Here is a 16750-nt window from a genome sequence, read left to right as displayed (position 1 = left end):
TCGCGCAGGTATTGCACGAGCAGCATCCGGGGCTCGACATCATCGGAGACCGCAGCCCCGTCGACAGTGAGTTCGATCTTCGACATCAGGCAGCTCCAGTGTGAGGTGGGTCACGTGATGGTGAATCTATGTCGTCGTGGTTGGACAACGGTTGCCCGACCGCGTCGGGACCGGTCCGTCACCGGGCCGCGGCCAACCGCCCCTTCAGCAGCGGGGCCACCGGGTGATGGACCGGCAGCGAGGCAAGGCATCCCTCCACCACGGCGGTGTCATAGGGCGCGAGCTCGCTGTAGCGCAGCACGGCGTCCGGGTCGGGATGGGCCAGCAGCGCCTCGCGCACGCTGACCGCGAGGTACTCCCCCGTCTGCACCAGCGACGGCGAGTCCGTCCCGGGGAGCAGGTCACCGCCATAGGCACGCACCGCCGCTCGTACGTCGCCGCGACGCAGCTGCCGCTGGACTTCCTCGATGTCGGTGGTGACCGGCAGGGTGAGGCGGTAGGGCCGCGAAGAGAGCTGGCCGGACAGGGCCGAGCGGAGGTGGGAGACCTCCGCCTTGAGCGTGGAGGTGGTCACCGAGGAGTCCCCGTAGAGCAACGAGTGCAGTTGTTCGACCGACAGACCGTCGGGGTGCAGCGCCAGCAGCGCGAGGATCTCGGTCTGTCTACGGTTGAGCAGCAGGCGCTGGCCGTCGAGCCACACCTCGGCGGTGCCGAGCAGCGTCAGCGTGAGGCCGGCATCGGCGGGTGCCGCCACCCCGAGGGGGGTCGTCCGCCGGTCGGCGGGCATCGCGCCCTCGATGTGCCTCGCCATCACCCGCGCGGTCGCCAGGCCGATGGGGTGGGTGCGGTCCCAGGTGGTCGAGAGGTCGATCACGCCGAGCGGGCGACCGGTGACCGGGTCGAAGACGGGAGCGGCCCAGCACACCCAGTTGTGCACGACCTCGGCATAGTGCTCGGCGCTGAAGACCATCGACGGCGCACCGGTCCGGCCGGCGATCGCGAGGGCGTTGGTGCCCACGCTCGCCTCGTCCCAACGGCCCCCGGGCACGAAGTTGACCGTCTCGGCCTTGCGGCGCATCACCCGACCGCCGTAGGTCCACAGGATGCGGGTCTGCTCGTCGGTGATGGCGATGACCAGGTCACCGTCCTCGGCGGTGCGTCGCAGCTCGTCCTGCACGCGCGTGACCGCGGCCTGGAGGGGTGAGGCGTTGAAGAAGTCGGCCGTGTCGCCCTCGTCGTCGAGCGGGGCCTCGGTCATGGCAGGCGAGACCACCCCCGAGAGCTGCCAGCTGCGCAGGATCTCCGGGCGGACCGCGTCGGCCTCCCGGTCGCCCTGGGCGACGAACTGGGTCCAGGCGCGCACAGCACTGACACGGCGTGCGTGCAGGTCGTCGGGCTTCATCGCTTCTCCCCGGGGGTCGCGGCAAACCTAGCCCGAGTGTGACGCTCACAACAGGGGATCAGTCGTCGTGGTGGATCCGACCCTCTGTGGAGGCGAGGCGCTCGCCCGATCCGCCCCACTGGCGGGCCACGATCTCGGCGGCGATCGACACGGCCGTCTCCTCCGGCGTGCGGGCGCCGAGGTCGAGGCCGATGGGCGAGGAGAGCAGCGCGATCTCGTCGGCGCCGAGCCCGGCCTCGGCCAGGCGGCCCATGCGCTCCTCGTGCGTGCGCCGGGACCCCATCGCGCCGATGAATCCGGGGCGTACGTCGTCGGGGAGCCGTAGCGCGACCTCGAGGAGCGGAACGTCGAACTTCGGGTCGTGGGTCAGCAGCGCCAGCACCGTGCGCCGGTCGATGCGTCCGGCCTCGAGCTCGGCGCCGAGATAGCGGTGGGGCCAGTCGACCACGACCTCGTCCGCACCGGGGAAGCGTGAGGTGGTGGCGAACACCGGACGCGCGTCGCAGACCGTCACGTGGTAGCCCAGGAACGAGCCGACCTTGGCCACCGCGGCGGCGAAGTCGATGGCGCCGAAGACCAGCATCCGTGGCTTGGGGGCGAATCCCCACACGAAGACCCGCATCCCCTCCCCACGGCGCTCGCCGTCAGGGCCGTAGGTGAGCGTGGCGTTGGTGCCGACGGCCAGCAGCCCGAGCGCGTCGTCATGGACCGCCGCGTCGGCACGCGGGGAGCCCAGGCCACCTTCGGCCGGGACGTCCGGGCGGACCACCATCCGCCGCCCGACCCACGCGGGGTCGGGGTGCTGGATGACGGTGGCCAGGGCGACGGGTCGCCCCGCCTCGATGTCGGCGGCGACCTCGCCCAGCTCCGGGAAGGTCGTGCGGGAGACCTGTTCGACGAAGACGTCGAGGATGCCGCCGCAGGTCAGGCCCACCGCGAAGGCGTCGTCGTCGGAGACGCCGTAGCGCTCGAGCACCGGCTCGCCCGAGGCGACCACGCCCTGGGCGAGCTCGTAGACCGCGCCCTCGACACACCCGCCCGACACCGAACCGACGGCCGTGTCGTCGGGCCCGACGAGCATGGAGGCGCCGGCTGGGCGCGGGGCCGACCGGAAGGTCGCCACGACCGTCCCCACTCCGATCGTCTCGCCGGCCTCCCACCAGGTCATGAGCTCCGACAGCACGTCACGCACGTGCGATCACCTCCGTCAGCTCGGCGAACGTGGCCAGCGAGTGGCCGGCGAGGAAGTCGTTGCAGTGCGGCAGGGCGGCCACGACCCCGGCCTGCAGGGGCTGGTAGCCCTCCTTGCCGCGGTGCGGGTTGACCCAGATCACCCGGTGCGCGATCCGTTGCAGCCGGGCCATCTGCTCGCCCAGCAGCTCCGCATCGCCGCGCTCCCAGCCGTCGCTGAAGACGACGACGACCCCACCGCGGGCCAGGCCGCGCTGGCCCCACCGGTCGAGGAAGACGCGCAGGTTCTCCCCCAGCTTGGTGCCACCGGACCAGTCCGGCACGACCTCGCCGGCGGCAATGATGGCGCGGTCGGCGTCCGGGGACCGCAGGGCACGGGTGACGTGGGTCAGGCGGGTGCCGACCGTGAAGGTCTCGACGGTGCCGCCCGTGGTCCGCGCCGACTGGGTCAGCCGGTGGGCCAGGCGCAGCAGCGCGTCGGCGTACAGGCTCATCGAGCCGCTCACGTCCACCAGCAGCACCACCCGACGCGGGCGGACACCGCGGCGGCGCCATGCGATCTCGCCGGGCTCGCCGAGGTGACGCAGGGAGTTGCGCAACGTGCGGGAGGCGTCGATGGTGCCGCGGTGCCACCTCTGGTGGCGGGCCGTGCGACGCATGGGCGGACGCAGCGACAGGCGGGAGAACATCGCCGCCAGGCGTCGCTTCTCGGCCGAGTCCATGGTGGCGACGTCGCGGTGACGCAGCACCTCCGCGGCCGACGCGGCGGCACGCACCACGTCCTCCTCGCCGTCGCCGCCATCGCGGCCGCCGCTCTCGGAATCCGGCAGCAGGTGGGCCGTGGACGGGCGGGAGCGTTCGCGGGGACGCGGCTGCGGCAACCCGTCGCGGTGCTCAAACCAGCTGGCGAAGACCTGGTCGAAGCGGGCGAGGTCGTCGGGCGACCCGCACAGTGTGGCGCGACCTGCCCAGTAGGTCGCCTGTCGGTCGTCGGCCCCGACGGTGGCCACTGCTGACAAGAAGCACTGCGCGCGGTCCTGGGTCACGTTCACACCGGCCGAGCGCAACGCGCGCGCGAAGCCGAGCAGGATCTCGTCGGCGGCGTGGGGCGCGAGGCTCACTTCGCCAGCATCCGGTCGAGCGCGGCCTTCACCCGGTCGGCGTCCTCGCGATACTTCAGCAGCGCACCGAGCGTCGCCGCGGCCGAGGCGAGGTCGAGCTCGGCGGTGCCGAGATAGGTCAGGGCGCGCGCCCAGTCGAGCGTCTCCGCGACGCCGGGCGGCTTGAGCAGGTCGTCGCGGGCGCGCAGCTGCTGGACCAGTCCGACCACCTGGCGGGCGAGGGTCTCGCTGACCTCGGGGGCGCGAGAGCGCACGATCTCCACCTCCCGCTCGAGACCCGGGTGGTCGATCCAGTGGTAGAGGCAGCGACGCTTGAGCGCGTCGTGCAGCTCGCGGGTGCGGTTGGAGGTCAGCACCACCAGCGGTGGCTCCGGGGCGGTGATGGTGCCGAACTCGGGGATGGTGACCTGCCAGGTCGACAGCACCTCCAGCAAGAACGCCTCGAACTCGTCGTCGGCGCGGTCCACCTCGTCGACCAGCAGCACCGCGGGCGCCTGCCGCAGGGCGGCGAGCACCGGTCGCGACAGCAGGAACCGCTCGTCGTACAGGCTCTTCTCGGCCTCGTCGGAGTCGACGTGTCCGGACGCCTCGAGGGCGCGCAGGTGGAGGATCTGGCGCGGGAAGTCCCAGTCGTAGAGCGCCTGGCTGGCGTCGATGCCCTCGTAGCACTGCAGGCGCACGAGCGGCAGGTCGAGGCTCTGGGCGAGCGCCTCGGCGAGCGCTGTCTTGCCGGTGCCGGGCTCGCCCTCCAGCAGCAGCGGCCGCTGCATCCGGGAGGCCAGGAACACGACGGTCGCGAGGTCCTCGTCAGCGAGGTAGCCGGTCGCGCCCAGGCGGGCAGCCACGTCGGCGGCAGAGTCCATGACGTCAGGTTACGACCAGGGACGTTGGCCAGACGTTGGATGCGCGACCGCGCCTGGGCGGTGGTCCACGTCGACGCCGGTCGCCAGGTCTCCGCACTCGACCAGCGCGACCTCGTGGGCAGCCAGGTAGTCGCGGGCCCCCCGGTCGCCGCTCGCGGTCTCCACGACTCCTGCCCAGTGGTCGCGCCCGAGCAGCACGGGGTGCCCGGGCACGCCGTCGTACGCCGCCCGCGCGAGGACGTCGGGCCCGCCGGCAGCGGCCGCGAGCCGGGCGACGACGGCCGCGTCGACGTCGGGGAGGTCGACCAGCGAGACCAGCGCCGCGTCGTGGGAGGTCTCGGCCAGGGCGGTGAGCCCGCTGCGCAGCGACGCGCCCATTCCGTCGGCCCAGTCGTCGGCACGGATGCGCGCCACCGACATCGGCAGCAGCGCTGCGGCCCGCTCGGCCTCGGCGCCCAGCACCACGACGATCTCCGCGCACGGTCCCAGCGCCTGCACCGAGCGCAGCAGCCACGAGGTGCCGTCGTCGTCCCGCGCCAGCGCCTTGGGACCGCCGAAGCGCCGACCAGCCCCCGCCGCGAGGAGCACGCCGACGACCGAGGTCACTGGCCGAACGCCTCGTCGTAGATCGTCTGCAGCTCCGGGTTGTCCTCGGCGGTGTAGCCGCAGAGGGTCACCCGACCGTCGGTGGCGCTGACCAGATAGCTCTTGCCGTCCTGGAAGTCGACGGCCATGAGCAGGTCCTGGAGATCCTGGCTCGGTGCAGCCACCGTGACCGTCGACGCCTCGTCCCCGGCGTACCACTGGTCGACCGACAGCGTCACGGTGTCGTCGCCGAGCGAGGTGACCGTGCCCGCGAAGGCGGTGTCGAACGCCTCGAGGGTCTGGGCGTTGGGCACCGCGCACTTGCCGGTCGCAGATCCGTCGGCGATCAGGGCCAGGGTGCCGCCCGCCTCGGCCGACGGGGCCGAGGTCTGGCTCGTGGCAGGGTCGGCCGCGCTGTCCGTGTCGTCCTGGGCGCCGCACCCGGTGAGGGCCAGGGCCAGAGCGGCCACCGCAGCGAGCAGCAGGTGAGTCGTACGGAGTCGGTTCATCTTCGACCATCCCTTCTGGTGGGGGGCGGTGCGTCCCGGCCCCTCATCTGATCGGACGGCACCGACCCCGTCACGGTTCCGACCACTGATCATCGGGGGGATCATCGCACTGTCGGACCGGGCTAGCGGGCCGCGGCGACGGACTCGTCGGTGCCGGCGAGCTTCTGCGAGAGCCAGATCGGGATCACGGACAGCACGATGAGCGCGGCCGCGACCACGTTCACCACCGGCGCCTGATTGGGCCGGAAGAGATTCTGGTAGATCCAGATCGGCAGCGTCTGGACCCCGGACCCGGCCGTGAACGTCGTCACGATGATCTCGTCGAAGGACAGCGCGAAGGACAGCAGGGCACCCGCGAGCAGGGCCGAGCGCATCATCGGCAGGGTCACCGACCAGAAGGTCCGAAACGTGCCCGCGCCGAGGTCCATCGACGCCTCCTCGAGGTTGCCGCCCAGCCGCCGCAGCCGCGCGATCGCGTTGTTGAAGACCGTCACGATGCAGAAGGTGGCATGCGAGACGACCAGGGAGAAGAAGCCCAGCTCGATCCCGAAGATCGTCAGGAACGCGTTGGCCAGGGCGATGCCGGTCACCACCCCCGGCAGCGCGATCGGCAGGATGACGAGCAACGAGACGGTGTCGCGGCCGAAGAATCGGAAGCGCTGCAGGGCGATCGCCGCCATCGTCCCGAGGACGAGCGCGATCGCTGTCGCCACCACCGCCACTTCGAGCGAGACCATGATCGCGTTGCGCGCGCCCGGGTTCTCGACGGCAGCCGACCACCACTTCGTCGTGTAGCCGGTCGGGGGCCACTCGAAGGTGCGCGAGGTGTTGAAGGAGTTGAGCAGCACCAGCGCCAGCGGCGCATAGATGAACAGCAGCACCAGGCCGCTGAGCAGGCCGAGCACGGTCCTCGTCGTCCGGGAGAAGCTCACAGCGAGTCCAGCGCTCCCGTCCTGCGCACGGCCGAGAGGTAGACCAGCATGGCGACGACCGGGATCGTCGCGACCGCTGCTGCGAACGGCATGTTGTTGCCGGTCAGGAAGGAGTCATAGACGACGTTGCCGAGCATCTGGTTGGCACCGCCCACGATCTTGACGGCGATGTAGTCGCCCAGGGTCAGCGAGAAGGTGAAGATCGAGCCCGCGACCGCCGCCGGGAGCAGCACGGGCAGCACGACTCGACGCATCGTGGTGGCGGTGCTCGCGCCGAGGTCGGCGGAGGCCTCGATGAGCGAGTTCGGCAGCCGCTCCAAACCGGCGTACATCGGCAGGATCATGTAGGGCAGCCACAGATAGGACAGGGTGACCACGGTCGCCGTCACGCCGTAGCCGGGCGAGACCCCGATCGAGTCGAGAGGACCGCCGTTGGCGAGCATGCCCCGCCAGGCGTAGGCCTTCACCAGGTAGGAGGCCCACAGCGGCGTCAGGACCGCGATCACCAGCAGCCGCTGGCGCGCCGGCGAGGCGACCTTGGCCATGTAGAGGGCGATCGGGAAGGCCAGCACAGCGTCGATGACCGTGACCGCCGCGGCGGTGAGCAGGGTGCGGATCGTGATCGTGCGGTAGACCTCGAGCGTGAACAGGTCGCGGTAGTTGTCGAGGTTCCAGATCCGCTGGATGTTGCCGCCGAAGGCGTCGACGGTCCACAGCGAGGTGACGAACAGCGCCGCCAGGGAGCCCAGGTAGAGCACCCCGAGCCAGAGCATCGGCGGGCCCAGGAGCAGGCCCAGCCGCACTCGGGGGTGGCGGTGGAGCACCCCAGCGCTCGAGGTGTCCCCACCTCCCCCCGGCGGTCGCTGTCGTGCCATGCGTCAGCCCTTGATCTCGGTCCAGGCCCGGGTCCAGTCCTGGTACGTCGTGCAGGTGACGTCGGTGCGGCCGTCCAGGCACTGCTCGATCGGCGTGGTCCAGTAGTGGATCTGCTCGGCGTAGGCCTCGTCACCGGCGTGGTAGGAGTCGCAGAAGCCCTTGGTGGTCAGGTCGCACGCCTTCTCGTTGGCCGGCGCCTCGCCGAACCACTCGGCCACCGCGGCGTTGGCCTCGGGGCTGATGATGTGGTTCATCCAGGCGTAGGCGCAGTTGGGGTGCTCGGTCTTCGACGACACCATCCAGGTGTCCGACCAGCCGGTCGCGCCCTCCTCCGGGAGGATCGCCTCGACCGACGCCTTCTCGTCCTGGGCGAGGTTGACGATCACCTGCCACGTCGTGCCGACCACCGAGTCGCCGCTCTTGAAGGACTGGATCTCCTTGAGGTAGTCCGACCAGTACTCCCCCACGTGCTCGCGCTGCTGCTTGAGCAGGTCGACCGCGGCGGCGAGCTGGTCCTCGTCGAGGGCATAGGGGTCCTCGATGCCCAGGTCGGGCTGCGTCTTCATGAGGTAGAGGGCGGCGTCGGCGATGTAGATCGGCGAGTCGTAGGCGGTCACCTTGCCGGAGTACGACGACGCGTCGTCGAACACGGCGCTCCAGCTGGTGGGGGCGGGTGTGACGTCGTCGGTGTTGTACATCAGCAGGTTGGCGCCGTAGCCGTGGGGGACGCCGTACATCTGGCCGTTGACGGAGTTCCAGGCCCGGTCCTTGAGGAAGGACCACACGTCGGCGTAGTTGGCGATGAGGTCGGTGTTCACCGGCGCGACGTCACCGCCGGCCACCAGCCGCAGGGACGCGTCGCCAGAGGCGGAGACGACGTCGTACTGTCCGGACTTCATCAGGTTGACGGCCTCGTCGGAGGTGCCGAAGTACTTGACGTCGACCTGGCAGCCGGTCTCCTTCTCGAACGGCGTCACCCAGTCGACCGACGGGTCCGTCGACCCGTCCTCGGCATAGCCGGGCCACGCAAGGACCGTCAGGCTCCCCTCGTTGTCGCCGAGCGCATCGGCGATGGGCACGTCAGGGGCGGTGAACCCGCCCTGCTCCTCCGAGCCGGTGGCCGTGCCGCCGCCGTCTCCCGACGAGGTCCCGCACCCGCTCAACGCGAGGGTCAGCACCGCCGCGGTCGCGGCGAGCATCCTGGTCTGCTTCATGGCGTCTCCTTCTCATGGGGTGGGTCCGAGAGGTCGATCACGTGCTCGTCGGCCCAGCCGACGTTCACCGGCTGGCCACGGCGGCTCATGGACTGGTCGGTGCTGCCGTGCAGGTTCTGGCGCAGCACCGTCACTGTGGGTCCGGCGTCGAGCTCGACGAGGTAGTGGTTGACCGAGCCGAGGTAGACCACGTCGGCCACGGTGCCGCGGGCGGTCGTGTGACCCGCCCCGGAGTAGAGGCCGGCCTCCGGGTCGAGGTGGATCTTCTCCGGGCGGATGCTGAAGGTGCCCGCGCGCCCGAGCACCGCGCGGGCGGCGTCTCCGGTGAGCAGGTTGGAGGTGCCGACGAACCCCGCGACGAAGGGCGTCGTCGGGAACTCGTAGAGCTCCGCGGGAGTGGCGACCTGCTCGATGCGACCGTCACGGAAGACGGCGATGCGGTCACTCATGGTCAGCGCCTCCTCCTGGTCGTGGGTCACGAACACGAAGGTGATGCCGACCTCGCGCTGGAGCTCCTTGAGCTCGAGCTGCATCGCCCGGCGCAGCTTGAGGTCGAGCGCCCCCAGCGGCTCGTCGAGCAGCAGCACCTTGGGGCGGTTGACGAGCGCCCGGGCGAGGGCGACGCGCTGGCGCTGGCCGCCGGAGAGCTGCGTGGGGCGGCGGTCGCCGAGTCCGCCGAGCTGCACGGCGTCGAGTGCCGCCATCGCCTGCTCGCGTCGCTCGGCACGCGGCACCCGTTGGACGCGCAGGCCGTACTCGACGTTGGTGAGCACGTCCATGTGCGGGAAGAGCGCGTAGTCCTGGAAGACCGTGTTGACGTCGCGGGCGAACGGAGGGCGGGTGGTGACGTCGTCGCCGGCCAGTCTTACCGTGCCACCGCTCGGCCGCTCGAAGCCCGCGATCATCCGCAGCACGGTGGTCTTGCCCGAGCCGCTCGGCCCGAGCATCGAGAAGAACTCGCCGTCCTCGATCCGCAGGTCGATGCTGTCCACGGCGCTCACGTCGCCGAACGACTTGCTCAGACCCACCAGCTCGACCGCCGCTGTGCTCATCCAGCCCCCTGCTCACGACCGAGGAATGCGTTGACAGCAGCACCTTAGGGGGTGGATATGCGCGTGGACACGACCGTCAGGTCACGATTCAACACATCATTGCCGCACGACCGGCCCCCGCACGGCAGCAGGGCCCCCGCCGGAGCGGGGGCCCTGCTGTGGATCTGGTGAAGCGGTGGGGCAGGAGGTGCGTGGACTCAGAAGTCCATGCCGCCCATGCCGCCCATGCCTCCGTCGCCGCCGCCCATGGCCGCAGCCTTCTCGGGCTTGTCGGCGATGACGGCCTCGGTGGTGAGGAACAGCGCGGCGATCGACGCCGCGTTCTGCAGCGCGGAACGCGTCACCTTGGCCGGGTCGATGATGCCTTCGGCGATCATGTCGACGTAGTCACCGGTCGCGGCGTTGAGGCCGTGACCCGCGGGAAGGTTGCGCACCTTCTCCGACACGACGCCGCCCTCGAGACCGGCGTTGATCGCGATCTGCTTGAGCGGTGCCTCGATCGCCACGCGGACGATGTTGGCGCCTGTGGCCTGGTCGCCGGTCAGCTCGAGCTTGGCGAACGCCTCGATGCCGGCCTGGACCAGCGCGACGCCGCCACCGGCGACGATGCCCTCTTCGACGGCCGCCTTCGCGTTGCGAACGGCGTCCACGATGCGGTGCTTGCGCTCCTTGAGCTCGACCTCGGTGGCCGCGCCCGCCTTGATGACGGCGACGCCGCCGGCGAGCTTGGCGAGGCGCTCCTGGAGCTTCTCGCGGTCATAGTCGGAGTCCGACTTCTCGATCTCCGCCTTGATCTGGGAGATGCGGCCCTCGATGGCGCTGCGGTCCTCCTGGTCCTCGACGATGGTCGTGTCGTCCTTGGTGACGACGACCTTGCGGGCCCGGCCGAGCAGGTCGAGGTCCGCGCTGTCGAGCTTGAGGCCGACCTCCTCGGAGATGACCTGGCCACCGGTGAGGATGGCGATGTCGGCGAGCATGGCCTTGCGCCGGTCACCGAAGCCCGGCGCCTTGACGGCGACGGACTTGAAGGTGCCACGGATCTTGTTCACGACCAGGGTGGCGAGCGCCTCACCGTCGATGTCCTCGGCGATGATGAGCAGCGGCTTGCCCGACTGCATGACCTTCTCCAGCAAGGGCAGCAGGTCCTTGACGTTGCTGATCTTGCTGTTGGCCACGAGCACGTAGGCGTCGTCGAGGACGGTCTCCATGCGCTCGGTGTCGGTCACGAAGTAGTGCGAGATGTAGCCCTTGTCGAAGCGCATGCCCTCGGTGAGCTCGAGCTCCAGACCCATGGTGTTGGAGTCCTCGACGGTGATGACGCCTTCCTTGCCGACCTTGTCCATGGCCTCGGCAATGAGCTCACCGATCTGCTCGTCGGCGGCGGAGATGGAGGCCGTGGCAGCGATCTGCTCCTTGGTCTCGATCTCGGTCGCGCTGCGCAGCAGCTCTGCGGCGACGGCCTCGACAGCCTTCTCGATGCCCCGCTTGAGGGCCATCGGGTTGGCGCCGGCGGCGACGTTGCGCAGACCCTCACGGACCATCGCCTGGGCGATGACCGTGGCCGTCGTCGTGCCGTCACCGGCGACGTCGTCGGTCTTCTTGGCAACTTCCTTGACCAGCTCTGCGCCGATCTTCTCGTACGGGTCCTCGAGCTCGATCTCCTTGGCGATGGACACACCATCGTTGGTGATCGTGGGTGCACCCCACTTCTTCTCGAGGACGACGTTGCGGCCCTTCGGACCGAGCGTCACCTTGACGGCGTCGGCGAGGATGTTCATCCCTCGCTCGAGACCGCGGCGAGCCTCTTCATCGAAAGCGATGATCTTGGCCATTCGGGTGGTTCCTCCCACGCAAAACGTATGTGGAAGACCACGAGGCGCCCGCGACGGACGATCCGGTTCCCGACACGCTCACGTCGCGCGCGTTCCCCGGACCTCGCCAAGTGGTCGAGTTGTCACTCTCGGGTCGAGAGTGCCAGTGCCATTATTGGCACTCTCGGGTGGAGAGTGCAAACGATGGAGCCCACGCGGCCCCCTTGCGTCCGGCACGTCGGTCGCCAGGGCGACCGAGCTGCCGGACGCAAAGGGTGAGCAGGGGGTCAGCGGGCGGAGGGGTCAGCGAGGGCGACCGCCAGCCGCCCGGCATACTCGGCGGCCTCGACGTCGTCGGCGTAGGTGGTGCGCGGCCAGAAGAACCCCCGCAGCCCGTCACCCTTGGTGCGGGGCACGACATGGACGTGCAGGTGTGGCACCGACTGGCTGACGACGTTGTTCATCGCCACGAAGCTGCCCTGGGCGCCGAGCCCGTCCACGAGCGCCGCCGCGAGCCGCTGGGTCGCCTCCAGCAGCGGCTCGCGCAGCCGGGCCGGCAGGTCGAGAATCGTGTCGACGTGCTCGCGGGGCACGAGCAGGACGTGGCCCTTGAAGACCGGTCGGGCGTCGAGGAAGCCGAGCAGGTCGGGCTCGTCGAGGACGACCTGCGCCGGCATCGCGCCCGCGACGATCGCGCAGAACAGGCAGCTCACCCGGGCAGCTGGGAGCGCAACGACCCGTCGGCCTCGGAGGACACCGGGTCGGCGAGGTCGCCGATGAAGACGACGACGGCCGTGCGCGCGGGGTTGGACTCCAGCTCGGCGAGGATGCCTCGCCAGGCGGCGAGGTTGGGGTGCTCGTATGCCGTGCACGCCTCGGCCGGCTCGAGGCCGTTGATCGCGTGCCGCAGCTCGTGGGAGGTCAGCGGGTGCGTCACGGTCCCATTGGCGTAGCCGATCGTCTTGGCCATGACCAGCGCCGGGAGGTAGCTCTCCCCGACGTTGATCCGGGGGAACTCGGTCTCCGCGGACGAGGTCGCGGAGGTGAGGCCCACGGCATACGCCGCGGGTTCCTGCCATCCGTCGATGGAGGCGGCGATCGTCTCGCGGGCCGCATCGAGCTCTACCGGGGTGCTCCACTTCGCGCTCATGGCGACCAGCCTCGCACGCCGGCGTCAGGTCGGGTGGGTCAGGCCCGGCAGAGGATCTCGCCGTTGAGCACCGCGAACCAGCCGTCCGGGTGCGCGGCCCACGCCCGCCAGGCCCGCGCCATCTCCTCGAGCCGCTCAGGGGTCGCCAGGCCCCGGTCGACGGCCTGCCCGGCCAGGGCCGACCTCGTCACCCGGTCCGCCCACAGCCCGCCCCACCAGGCACGCTCCTCCGCGCTCGCGTAGCACCAGACGTCGGCGGACGTGCCGACGTCGTCGAACCCCGCGGCGTGGGCCCACCCGAGCAGCCGGCGGGCGGCGTCCGGCTCGGCGCCGTTGCTGCGGGCCACGGCCTCGTAGAGCGCGAGCCACGCGTCGAGGTCCGGGCTGGCGGGGTGCCAGGTCATGGCCGCGTAGTCGGCGTCGCGGGCCGCGACGAGGCCACCGGGGCGGCAGACGCGGCGCATCTCGCGCAGGGCGGCGACGGGGTCGGTGAGGTGCTGGAGCACCTGGTGGGCGTGGACGACGTCGAAGCTCTCGTCGGGGAGGCCAAGGGCGTAGACGTCGCCGGCCGCGAAGGCGGTCGTGGTGTCGCCGCGCCGGGCAGCGTTGCTGCGGGCCGCGTCCAGCGCCTCGGGTGCGTTGTCGACGCCGACGACCCGAGCCGGGGCGACATGCTCGGCGAGGTCGAGCGTGATCGTTCCGGGCCCGCAGCCGATGTCGAGCAGGTCCGTCCCCGGGGTGAGGTGCGCCAGCAGGTAGGCGGCCGAGTTCTCCGCCGTGCGCCACTGGTGGGAGCGCAGGACGGACTCGTGGTGGCCGTGCGAGTAGGTGTCGTCCGGCGTCATGGTGGTCCGTTCCCTGAGAGGCGAATCCCGGATGTGGCGATCCCGTTGGGTCAACGCTGGCCTGCGTGGGTCCTGCTGATGACCATGACAGAGCATCGTCCGCTGGCCGGAGTGAGAGCTCACCTGTCCGAGACCGTCGGCCGGGTGCACCAGGAGACCATCGCGGTCCTCTCCGAATCCGAGACCGTGCGGCAGCTTGCCGCCTCGGAGGCGGAACTGGCCAGGGGCGAAGGCCAGACGGCTGAAGCGCTCGTCGAAGCAATGAACAGGCGCAGGGCGTCTGCGTCCGTCAGCTGTCCCACGACCTGATCATCGCGCCAACCGCCCGCCGCCAGCTCACCGAGCGCCTCCCCGAGGCCCTCGCCTTCGCCGCGAAGCCGTGGCGCGATAGCCTCCCGCCGGGTGCGCCCGCTTCTCAGGCTCTCAACGGTTGAGGCACGTGCACACACAGGCCTTGTTGCCCTCGGGGTCGGCCAGGACGACGAACGACGGGGCCTCGTCGTCGTCGACCACCCGGCCACCGGCGGCCACCGCGGCCGCGATGCGCTGCTCGGCGACGTCGTGAGGCACCCACAGGTCACAGTGAAAACGCTGACGCGCAGGCTCGTGCGCATCGGTGTGCTGGAACCAGAGCAAGGGCACCCGCCCACGGGGATCCACCACGTCGTCTCCCTTGAGTGAGTCGGGACTCCCGGTGAGCAGGGCGGCCCAGAAGGGTCCGACGGCAGCGAGGTCGGCGGTGTCCAGCGCCAGCTCGAGTTCGGCAACGGCGCTCGGCTCCGCGAGAATCCCCTGCTCGCGGGCGATCTCGCTGATCCGACGCGCGAGGTCGACGTCGCGCTGGGTGACCTGGGAGACATCGTGGCTCACCAGCTCCAGGTCCACCCACGGGTACGTCAGCGTCACGTCCGGATGGTGGTCGGCTCGCTCGGCCGCCTCGGTGACGGCGGTGACGAACGCGAGACCCGTGATGAAGTCGCCGGTCAGGAACCGGGCGTGCAAGGCCAGGGCGAGTTTGCGCCAGTCGTCGAGGCCGGCGTCGAGGATCTGCATGGTGCTGAGCTTCTCCATGCCTTCAGTATGTCCCGGGGCATGTCCCCGCGCGAGGTCACCAGTGGTGCGCGACGTCGACGACCAGTCGGCTGCCGTCCCCGGGTCCGGCGAGGGTGAAGACCCGCATCGGCAGTCGTGCCCGGACCCCGAGGCCGATGGTGGTGTATCCCTCGAAGCTGCCTCAGTAGGCCACCTGCCGGAAGGTCGAGAACCCGGCGACGCTCGGGAGCGTCAGGTCGTGGCCCGGGCCGCAGCTGTCGCGTGCGGAGAGGTCGAAGACGAGCCGGTCGTAGCAGCCGGGACGGGCGCTGCGCACGTTCGAGATGCTCGCGTTCATGAGCACGATGGAGAGCTTCGCCCCCCCACGCAGCGCCACGACGTCGCCCACCGCCTCGGTGAGGACTTCGGGGACGTAGCGGACGAAGCCTTCGGACGTGGGCAGCGGCCCCCAAGAAGATGCCGCAGGACGCCGACACTGCCTCGGTGCTCGAGGCTGAGGCGACGCCGGCTGCCCCGGTGAGCACCAGGGCAAGGATCAGCGGACGGATGATGTGTCTACGGCGATGAAGGGGATTCATGGTGTCCTCCTTCTCAGACACGGATGAGGCGTGTCGTTGACCCGTCCCCCGGTTGACACAGCCACCCCCGCCCCACCCTCACCCGGTCTGGAGATGGAGGGCGGCTCAGCCCCGTGCCCCGGAGGGGAAGGTGTCGCGCCACGAGCGCAAGGCCACGCCCCCGTCAGCGGTGCGGTCGACCGACTCCGCGGCGAGCATGGCGTGCCCGATGGCCCGGGTGACGCAGGACCCGGCCGCCTCCATCAGCGCGTAGAGCTGCGCCAGGTCCGGCTCGGGGCGATCACCGGTCGCGAGGGCAAAGAGGGTGTCCCCGTCGAAGAGCGTGTGCACGGGGTTGATGGCTCGCGCCATCCCGTCCTGGCCCATCCCCGCGACCTTCTGGCAGTGCGCCTTGCCCAGGGTCGCGTCCGTGGCGATGACCCCGATCGTCGTGGCCGTCGCCGGCTGCCGCGCGGACGCCCCCGGGGGCTCGGCCCGGGCTCGCCAGGCCGCCACGTCCTCGTCGCCGGGCCGACCGACCGAGGCGAACTCGCCGCCGAGCCCGTGCCGCACGGCATACAGCTCGCCGGTGGCGGGGTCGACCGCCGACCCGACGGCGTTGACGGCGACGAGCGCAGCGACCGTGATGCCGGAGGGGAGCACGACGCTTGCCGAACCGATCCCGCCGCGCAGGCCTCCGGCTGCGGCTCCGGTCGCCGCCCCGACCGAACCGGCCTCCGGAGCCCGGTCGGTCGCTGCCGCGCAGGCGGCCGCGTAGGCAGCCACCCCCTCGGGGGCGCCCGGCGTGTGCCCGAACTGCCCGCCGCGGGCGAGGTCGAAGAGGATCGCGCCGGGCACGATGGGGACGACCTGCCCGGGGGCGCCCACGGGCCAGCCGATCCCCGCGGCATACAGGGACGCGACGATGCCGTCGGCGGCGGCGAGCCCGAAGGCGCTGCCCCCACCGAGCAGCACCGCGTGGACGCGGTCGACGAGGTTGCGCGGGTCGAGCAGGTCGGTCTCGCGGGTGCCCGGGCCGCCGCCGCGGACGTCGACGCCGCACACGGCGCCGCCGTCGGGCGTCAGGACGACGGTGGTGCCGGTCAACCACCCCGGCTCACGGCGCGTGGCATGGCCGACGCGCAGGCCCGCGACGTCGGTGATCGAGTTCGTCGGTCCGGGCGCCGGCTCGCTCACGGCTCTCCCGTCAGGGCGAGCCCGCGGTCGCGCGCCCAGGTCGTCATCGCGGCGGTCAGCGCCTGCGCCACGCCCCGGTCGGCGTGCCCCGGCGCGACGAAGAGCATCGAGACGAGCAGGTGGCCGCCCACGTATTCTGCGACACCCGGCCAGGGCAGCGACGGCACGCTGCGGGCGATCAGGACACCGGCATGGGCTCCGTCGAGCTCGGCCACCCACGTCGGGTCGGACTCGGCGTCCCAGACCCGGGCGAAGCGGTCGAGGAAGCCCGGTTCGGGACCGGCGCCGAGCACCCGGGCCGCCTGCAGGCGCAGTGCGGCGACGATGAGCACGTCTGCTGCGGCGGCCTGCCGGACCCGGACCTCACCCATGACGGGAAGTGAACCACGCGA

18 protein-coding genes are annotated in these 16750 nt (G+C 71.1%); all 18 read right to left on the bottom strand.

Translation table 11 applies throughout. The features are described 5' to 3' along the window. Positions 1 to 178 precede the first annotated feature (178 nt). A complete protein-coding gene (locus ACLL9L_RS19360) occupies positions 179 to 1402 on the bottom strand; it encodes a transcriptional regulator (protein ID WP_411286287.1) in 1224 nt (407 codons plus the stop codon). A gap of 58 nt (positions 1403 to 1460) precedes the next feature. Further along, the gene (locus ACLL9L_RS19355) at positions 1461 to 2594 is read right to left on the bottom strand and encodes an XdhC family protein (RefSeq protein ID WP_411286286.1); all 1134 of its coding nucleotides are present in this window, start codon (positions 2592 to 2594) and stop codon (positions 1461 to 1463) included. Next, positions 2587 to 3714, bottom strand: coding sequence for a vWA domain-containing protein (locus ACLL9L_RS19350; RefSeq protein WP_411286285.1), 1128 nt, complete (start codon positions 3712 to 3714; stop codon positions 2587 to 2589). The genes ACLL9L_RS19355 and ACLL9L_RS19350 overlap by 8 nt, the downstream gene beginning before the upstream one ends. Then, on the bottom strand, positions 3711 to 4577 hold the full coding sequence (locus tag ACLL9L_RS19345) for an AAA family ATPase (protein ID WP_411286284.1): 867 nt from the start codon (positions 4575 to 4577) through the stop codon (positions 3711 to 3713). Before ACLL9L_RS19345 ends, ACLL9L_RS19350 begins: the two co-directional genes overlap by 4 nt. A 9-nt stretch (positions 4578 to 4586) precedes the next feature. Next, on the bottom strand, positions 4587 to 5183 hold the full coding sequence (locus ACLL9L_RS19340; protein WP_411286283.1) for an NTP transferase domain-containing protein: 597 nt from the start codon (positions 5181 to 5183) through the stop codon (positions 4587 to 4589). After that, on the bottom strand, positions 5180 to 5671 hold the full coding sequence (locus ACLL9L_RS19335; protein WP_411286282.1) for a hypothetical protein: 492 nt from the start codon (positions 5669 to 5671) through the stop codon (positions 5180 to 5182). The genes ACLL9L_RS19340 and ACLL9L_RS19335 overlap by 4 nt, the downstream gene beginning before the upstream one ends. Before the next feature lie 122 nt (positions 5672 to 5793). Continuing rightward, positions 5794 to 6603, bottom strand: coding sequence for an ABC transporter permease (locus tag ACLL9L_RS19330; protein WP_411286281.1), 810 nt, complete (start codon positions 6601 to 6603; stop codon positions 5794 to 5796). Beyond that, positions 6600 to 7478: an ABC transporter permease gene (locus tag ACLL9L_RS19325; protein ID WP_411286280.1), complete on the bottom strand. Its 879-nt coding sequence runs from the start codon at positions 7476 to 7478 to the stop codon at positions 6600 to 6602. Before ACLL9L_RS19325 ends, ACLL9L_RS19330 begins: the two co-directional genes overlap by 4 nt. A 3-nt stretch (positions 7479 to 7481) precedes the next feature. After that, positions 7482 to 8693 (bottom strand): ABC transporter substrate-binding protein, encoded by a 1212-nt coding sequence (locus ACLL9L_RS19320; protein ID WP_411286279.1) that lies wholly within the window; start codon positions 8691 to 8693, stop codon positions 7482 to 7484. Then, positions 8690 to 9745, bottom strand: coding sequence for an ABC transporter ATP-binding protein (locus ACLL9L_RS19315; protein WP_411286278.1), 1056 nt, complete (start codon positions 9743 to 9745; stop codon positions 8690 to 8692). Before ACLL9L_RS19315 ends, ACLL9L_RS19320 begins: the two co-directional genes overlap by 4 nt. Before the next feature lie 197 nt (positions 9746 to 9942). Beyond that, entirely contained in the window at positions 9943 to 11577 is a 1635-nt protein-coding gene (gene groL / locus ACLL9L_RS19310; protein ID WP_411286277.1) for a chaperonin GroEL, read from the bottom strand. A 266-nt stretch (positions 11578 to 11843) separates the two neighbouring features. After that, complete coding sequence (locus ACLL9L_RS19305; RefSeq protein ID WP_411286276.1) at positions 11844 to 12269, bottom strand: HIT family protein; 426 nt, start codon at positions 12267 to 12269, stop codon at positions 11844 to 11846. Next, entirely contained in the window at positions 12266 to 12706 is a 441-nt protein-coding gene (locus ACLL9L_RS19300; RefSeq protein ID WP_411286275.1) for a hypothetical protein, read from the bottom strand. Before ACLL9L_RS19300 ends, ACLL9L_RS19305 begins: the two co-directional genes overlap by 4 nt. 38 nt (positions 12707 to 12744) lie before the next feature. Then, complete coding sequence (locus tag ACLL9L_RS19295) at positions 12745 to 13551, bottom strand: class I SAM-dependent methyltransferase (RefSeq protein WP_411286274.1); 807 nt, start codon at positions 13549 to 13551, stop codon at positions 12745 to 12747. 423 nt (positions 13552 to 13974) lie between these two features. Then, positions 13975 to 14622 (bottom strand): VOC family protein, encoded by a 648-nt coding sequence (locus ACLL9L_RS19290; protein ID WP_411286273.1) that lies wholly within the window; start codon positions 14620 to 14622, stop codon positions 13975 to 13977. A 163-nt stretch (positions 14623 to 14785) separates the two neighbouring features. Continuing rightward, positions 14786 to 14992, bottom strand: a complete 207-nt coding sequence (locus ACLL9L_RS19285; protein WP_411286272.1) for a hypothetical protein — start codon at positions 14990 to 14992, stop codon at positions 14786 to 14788. Positions 14993 to 15287: 295 nt separating this feature from the next. Then, positions 15288 to 16358 carry a P1 family peptidase gene (locus ACLL9L_RS19280; RefSeq protein ID WP_411286271.1) on the bottom strand — a complete coding sequence of 357 codons (1071 nt, stop codon included), beginning with the start codon at positions 16356 to 16358 and terminating at the stop codon, positions 15288 to 15290. After that, entirely contained in the window at positions 16355 to 16729 is a 375-nt protein-coding gene (locus ACLL9L_RS19275; protein WP_411286270.1) for a GNAT family N-acetyltransferase, read from the bottom strand. The genes ACLL9L_RS19280 and ACLL9L_RS19275 overlap by 4 nt, the downstream gene beginning before the upstream one ends. Positions 16730 to 16750: the final 21 nt, after the last annotated feature.

Source organism: Lapillicoccus sp., assembly GCF_046595215.1.
Taxonomy (GTDB): domain Bacteria; phylum Actinomycetota; class Actinomycetes; order Actinomycetales; family Dermatophilaceae; genus Lapillicoccus.
The sequence above is the reverse complement of the archived record's forward strand: the minus strand, read 5'-3'. Positions and strand labels throughout refer to the sequence as shown.

Bases quoted from the DNA above. Each gene is read 5' to 3' on its own strand.
- ACLL9L_RS19360 (WP_411286287.1), bottom strand. From the start codon at position 1,402: ATGAAGCCCGACGACCTGCACGCACGCCGTGTCAGTGCTGTGCGCGCC.
- ACLL9L_RS19345 (WP_411286284.1), bottom strand. From the start codon at position 4,577: ATGGACTCTGCCGCCGACGTGGCTGCCCGCCTGGGCGCGACCGGCTAC.
- ACLL9L_RS19335 (WP_411286282.1), bottom strand. From the start codon at position 5,671: ATGAACCGACTCCGTACGACTCACCTGCTGCTCGCTGCGGTGGCCGCT.
- ACLL9L_RS19325 (WP_411286280.1), bottom strand. From the start codon at position 7,478: ATGGCACGACAGCGACCGCCGGGGGGAGGTGGGGACACCTCGAGCGCT.
- ACLL9L_RS19320 (WP_411286279.1), bottom strand. From the start codon at position 8,693: ATGAAGCAGACCAGGATGCTCGCCGCGACCGCGGCGGTGCTGACCCTC.
- ACLL9L_RS19315 (WP_411286278.1), bottom strand. From the start codon at position 9,745: ATGAGCACAGCGGCGGTCGAGCTGGTGGGTCTGAGCAAGTCGTTCGGC.
- groL (WP_411286277.1), bottom strand. From the start codon at position 11,577: ATGGCCAAGATCATCGCTTTCGATGAAGAGGCTCGCCGCGGTCTCGAG.
- ACLL9L_RS19300 (WP_411286275.1), bottom strand. From the start codon at position 12,706: ATGAGCGCGAAGTGGAGCACCCCGGTAGAGCTCGATGCGGCCCGCGAG.
- ACLL9L_RS19295 (WP_411286274.1), bottom strand. From the start codon at position 13,551: ATGACGCCGGACGACACCTACTCGCACGGCCACCACGAGTCCGTCCTG.
- ACLL9L_RS19290 (WP_411286273.1), bottom strand. From the start codon at position 14,622: ATGGAGAAGCTCAGCACCATGCAGATCCTCGACGCCGGCCTCGACGAC.
- ACLL9L_RS19275 (WP_411286270.1), bottom strand. From the start codon at position 16,729: ATGGGTGAGGTCCGGGTCCGGCAGGCCGCCGCAGCAGACGTGCTCATC.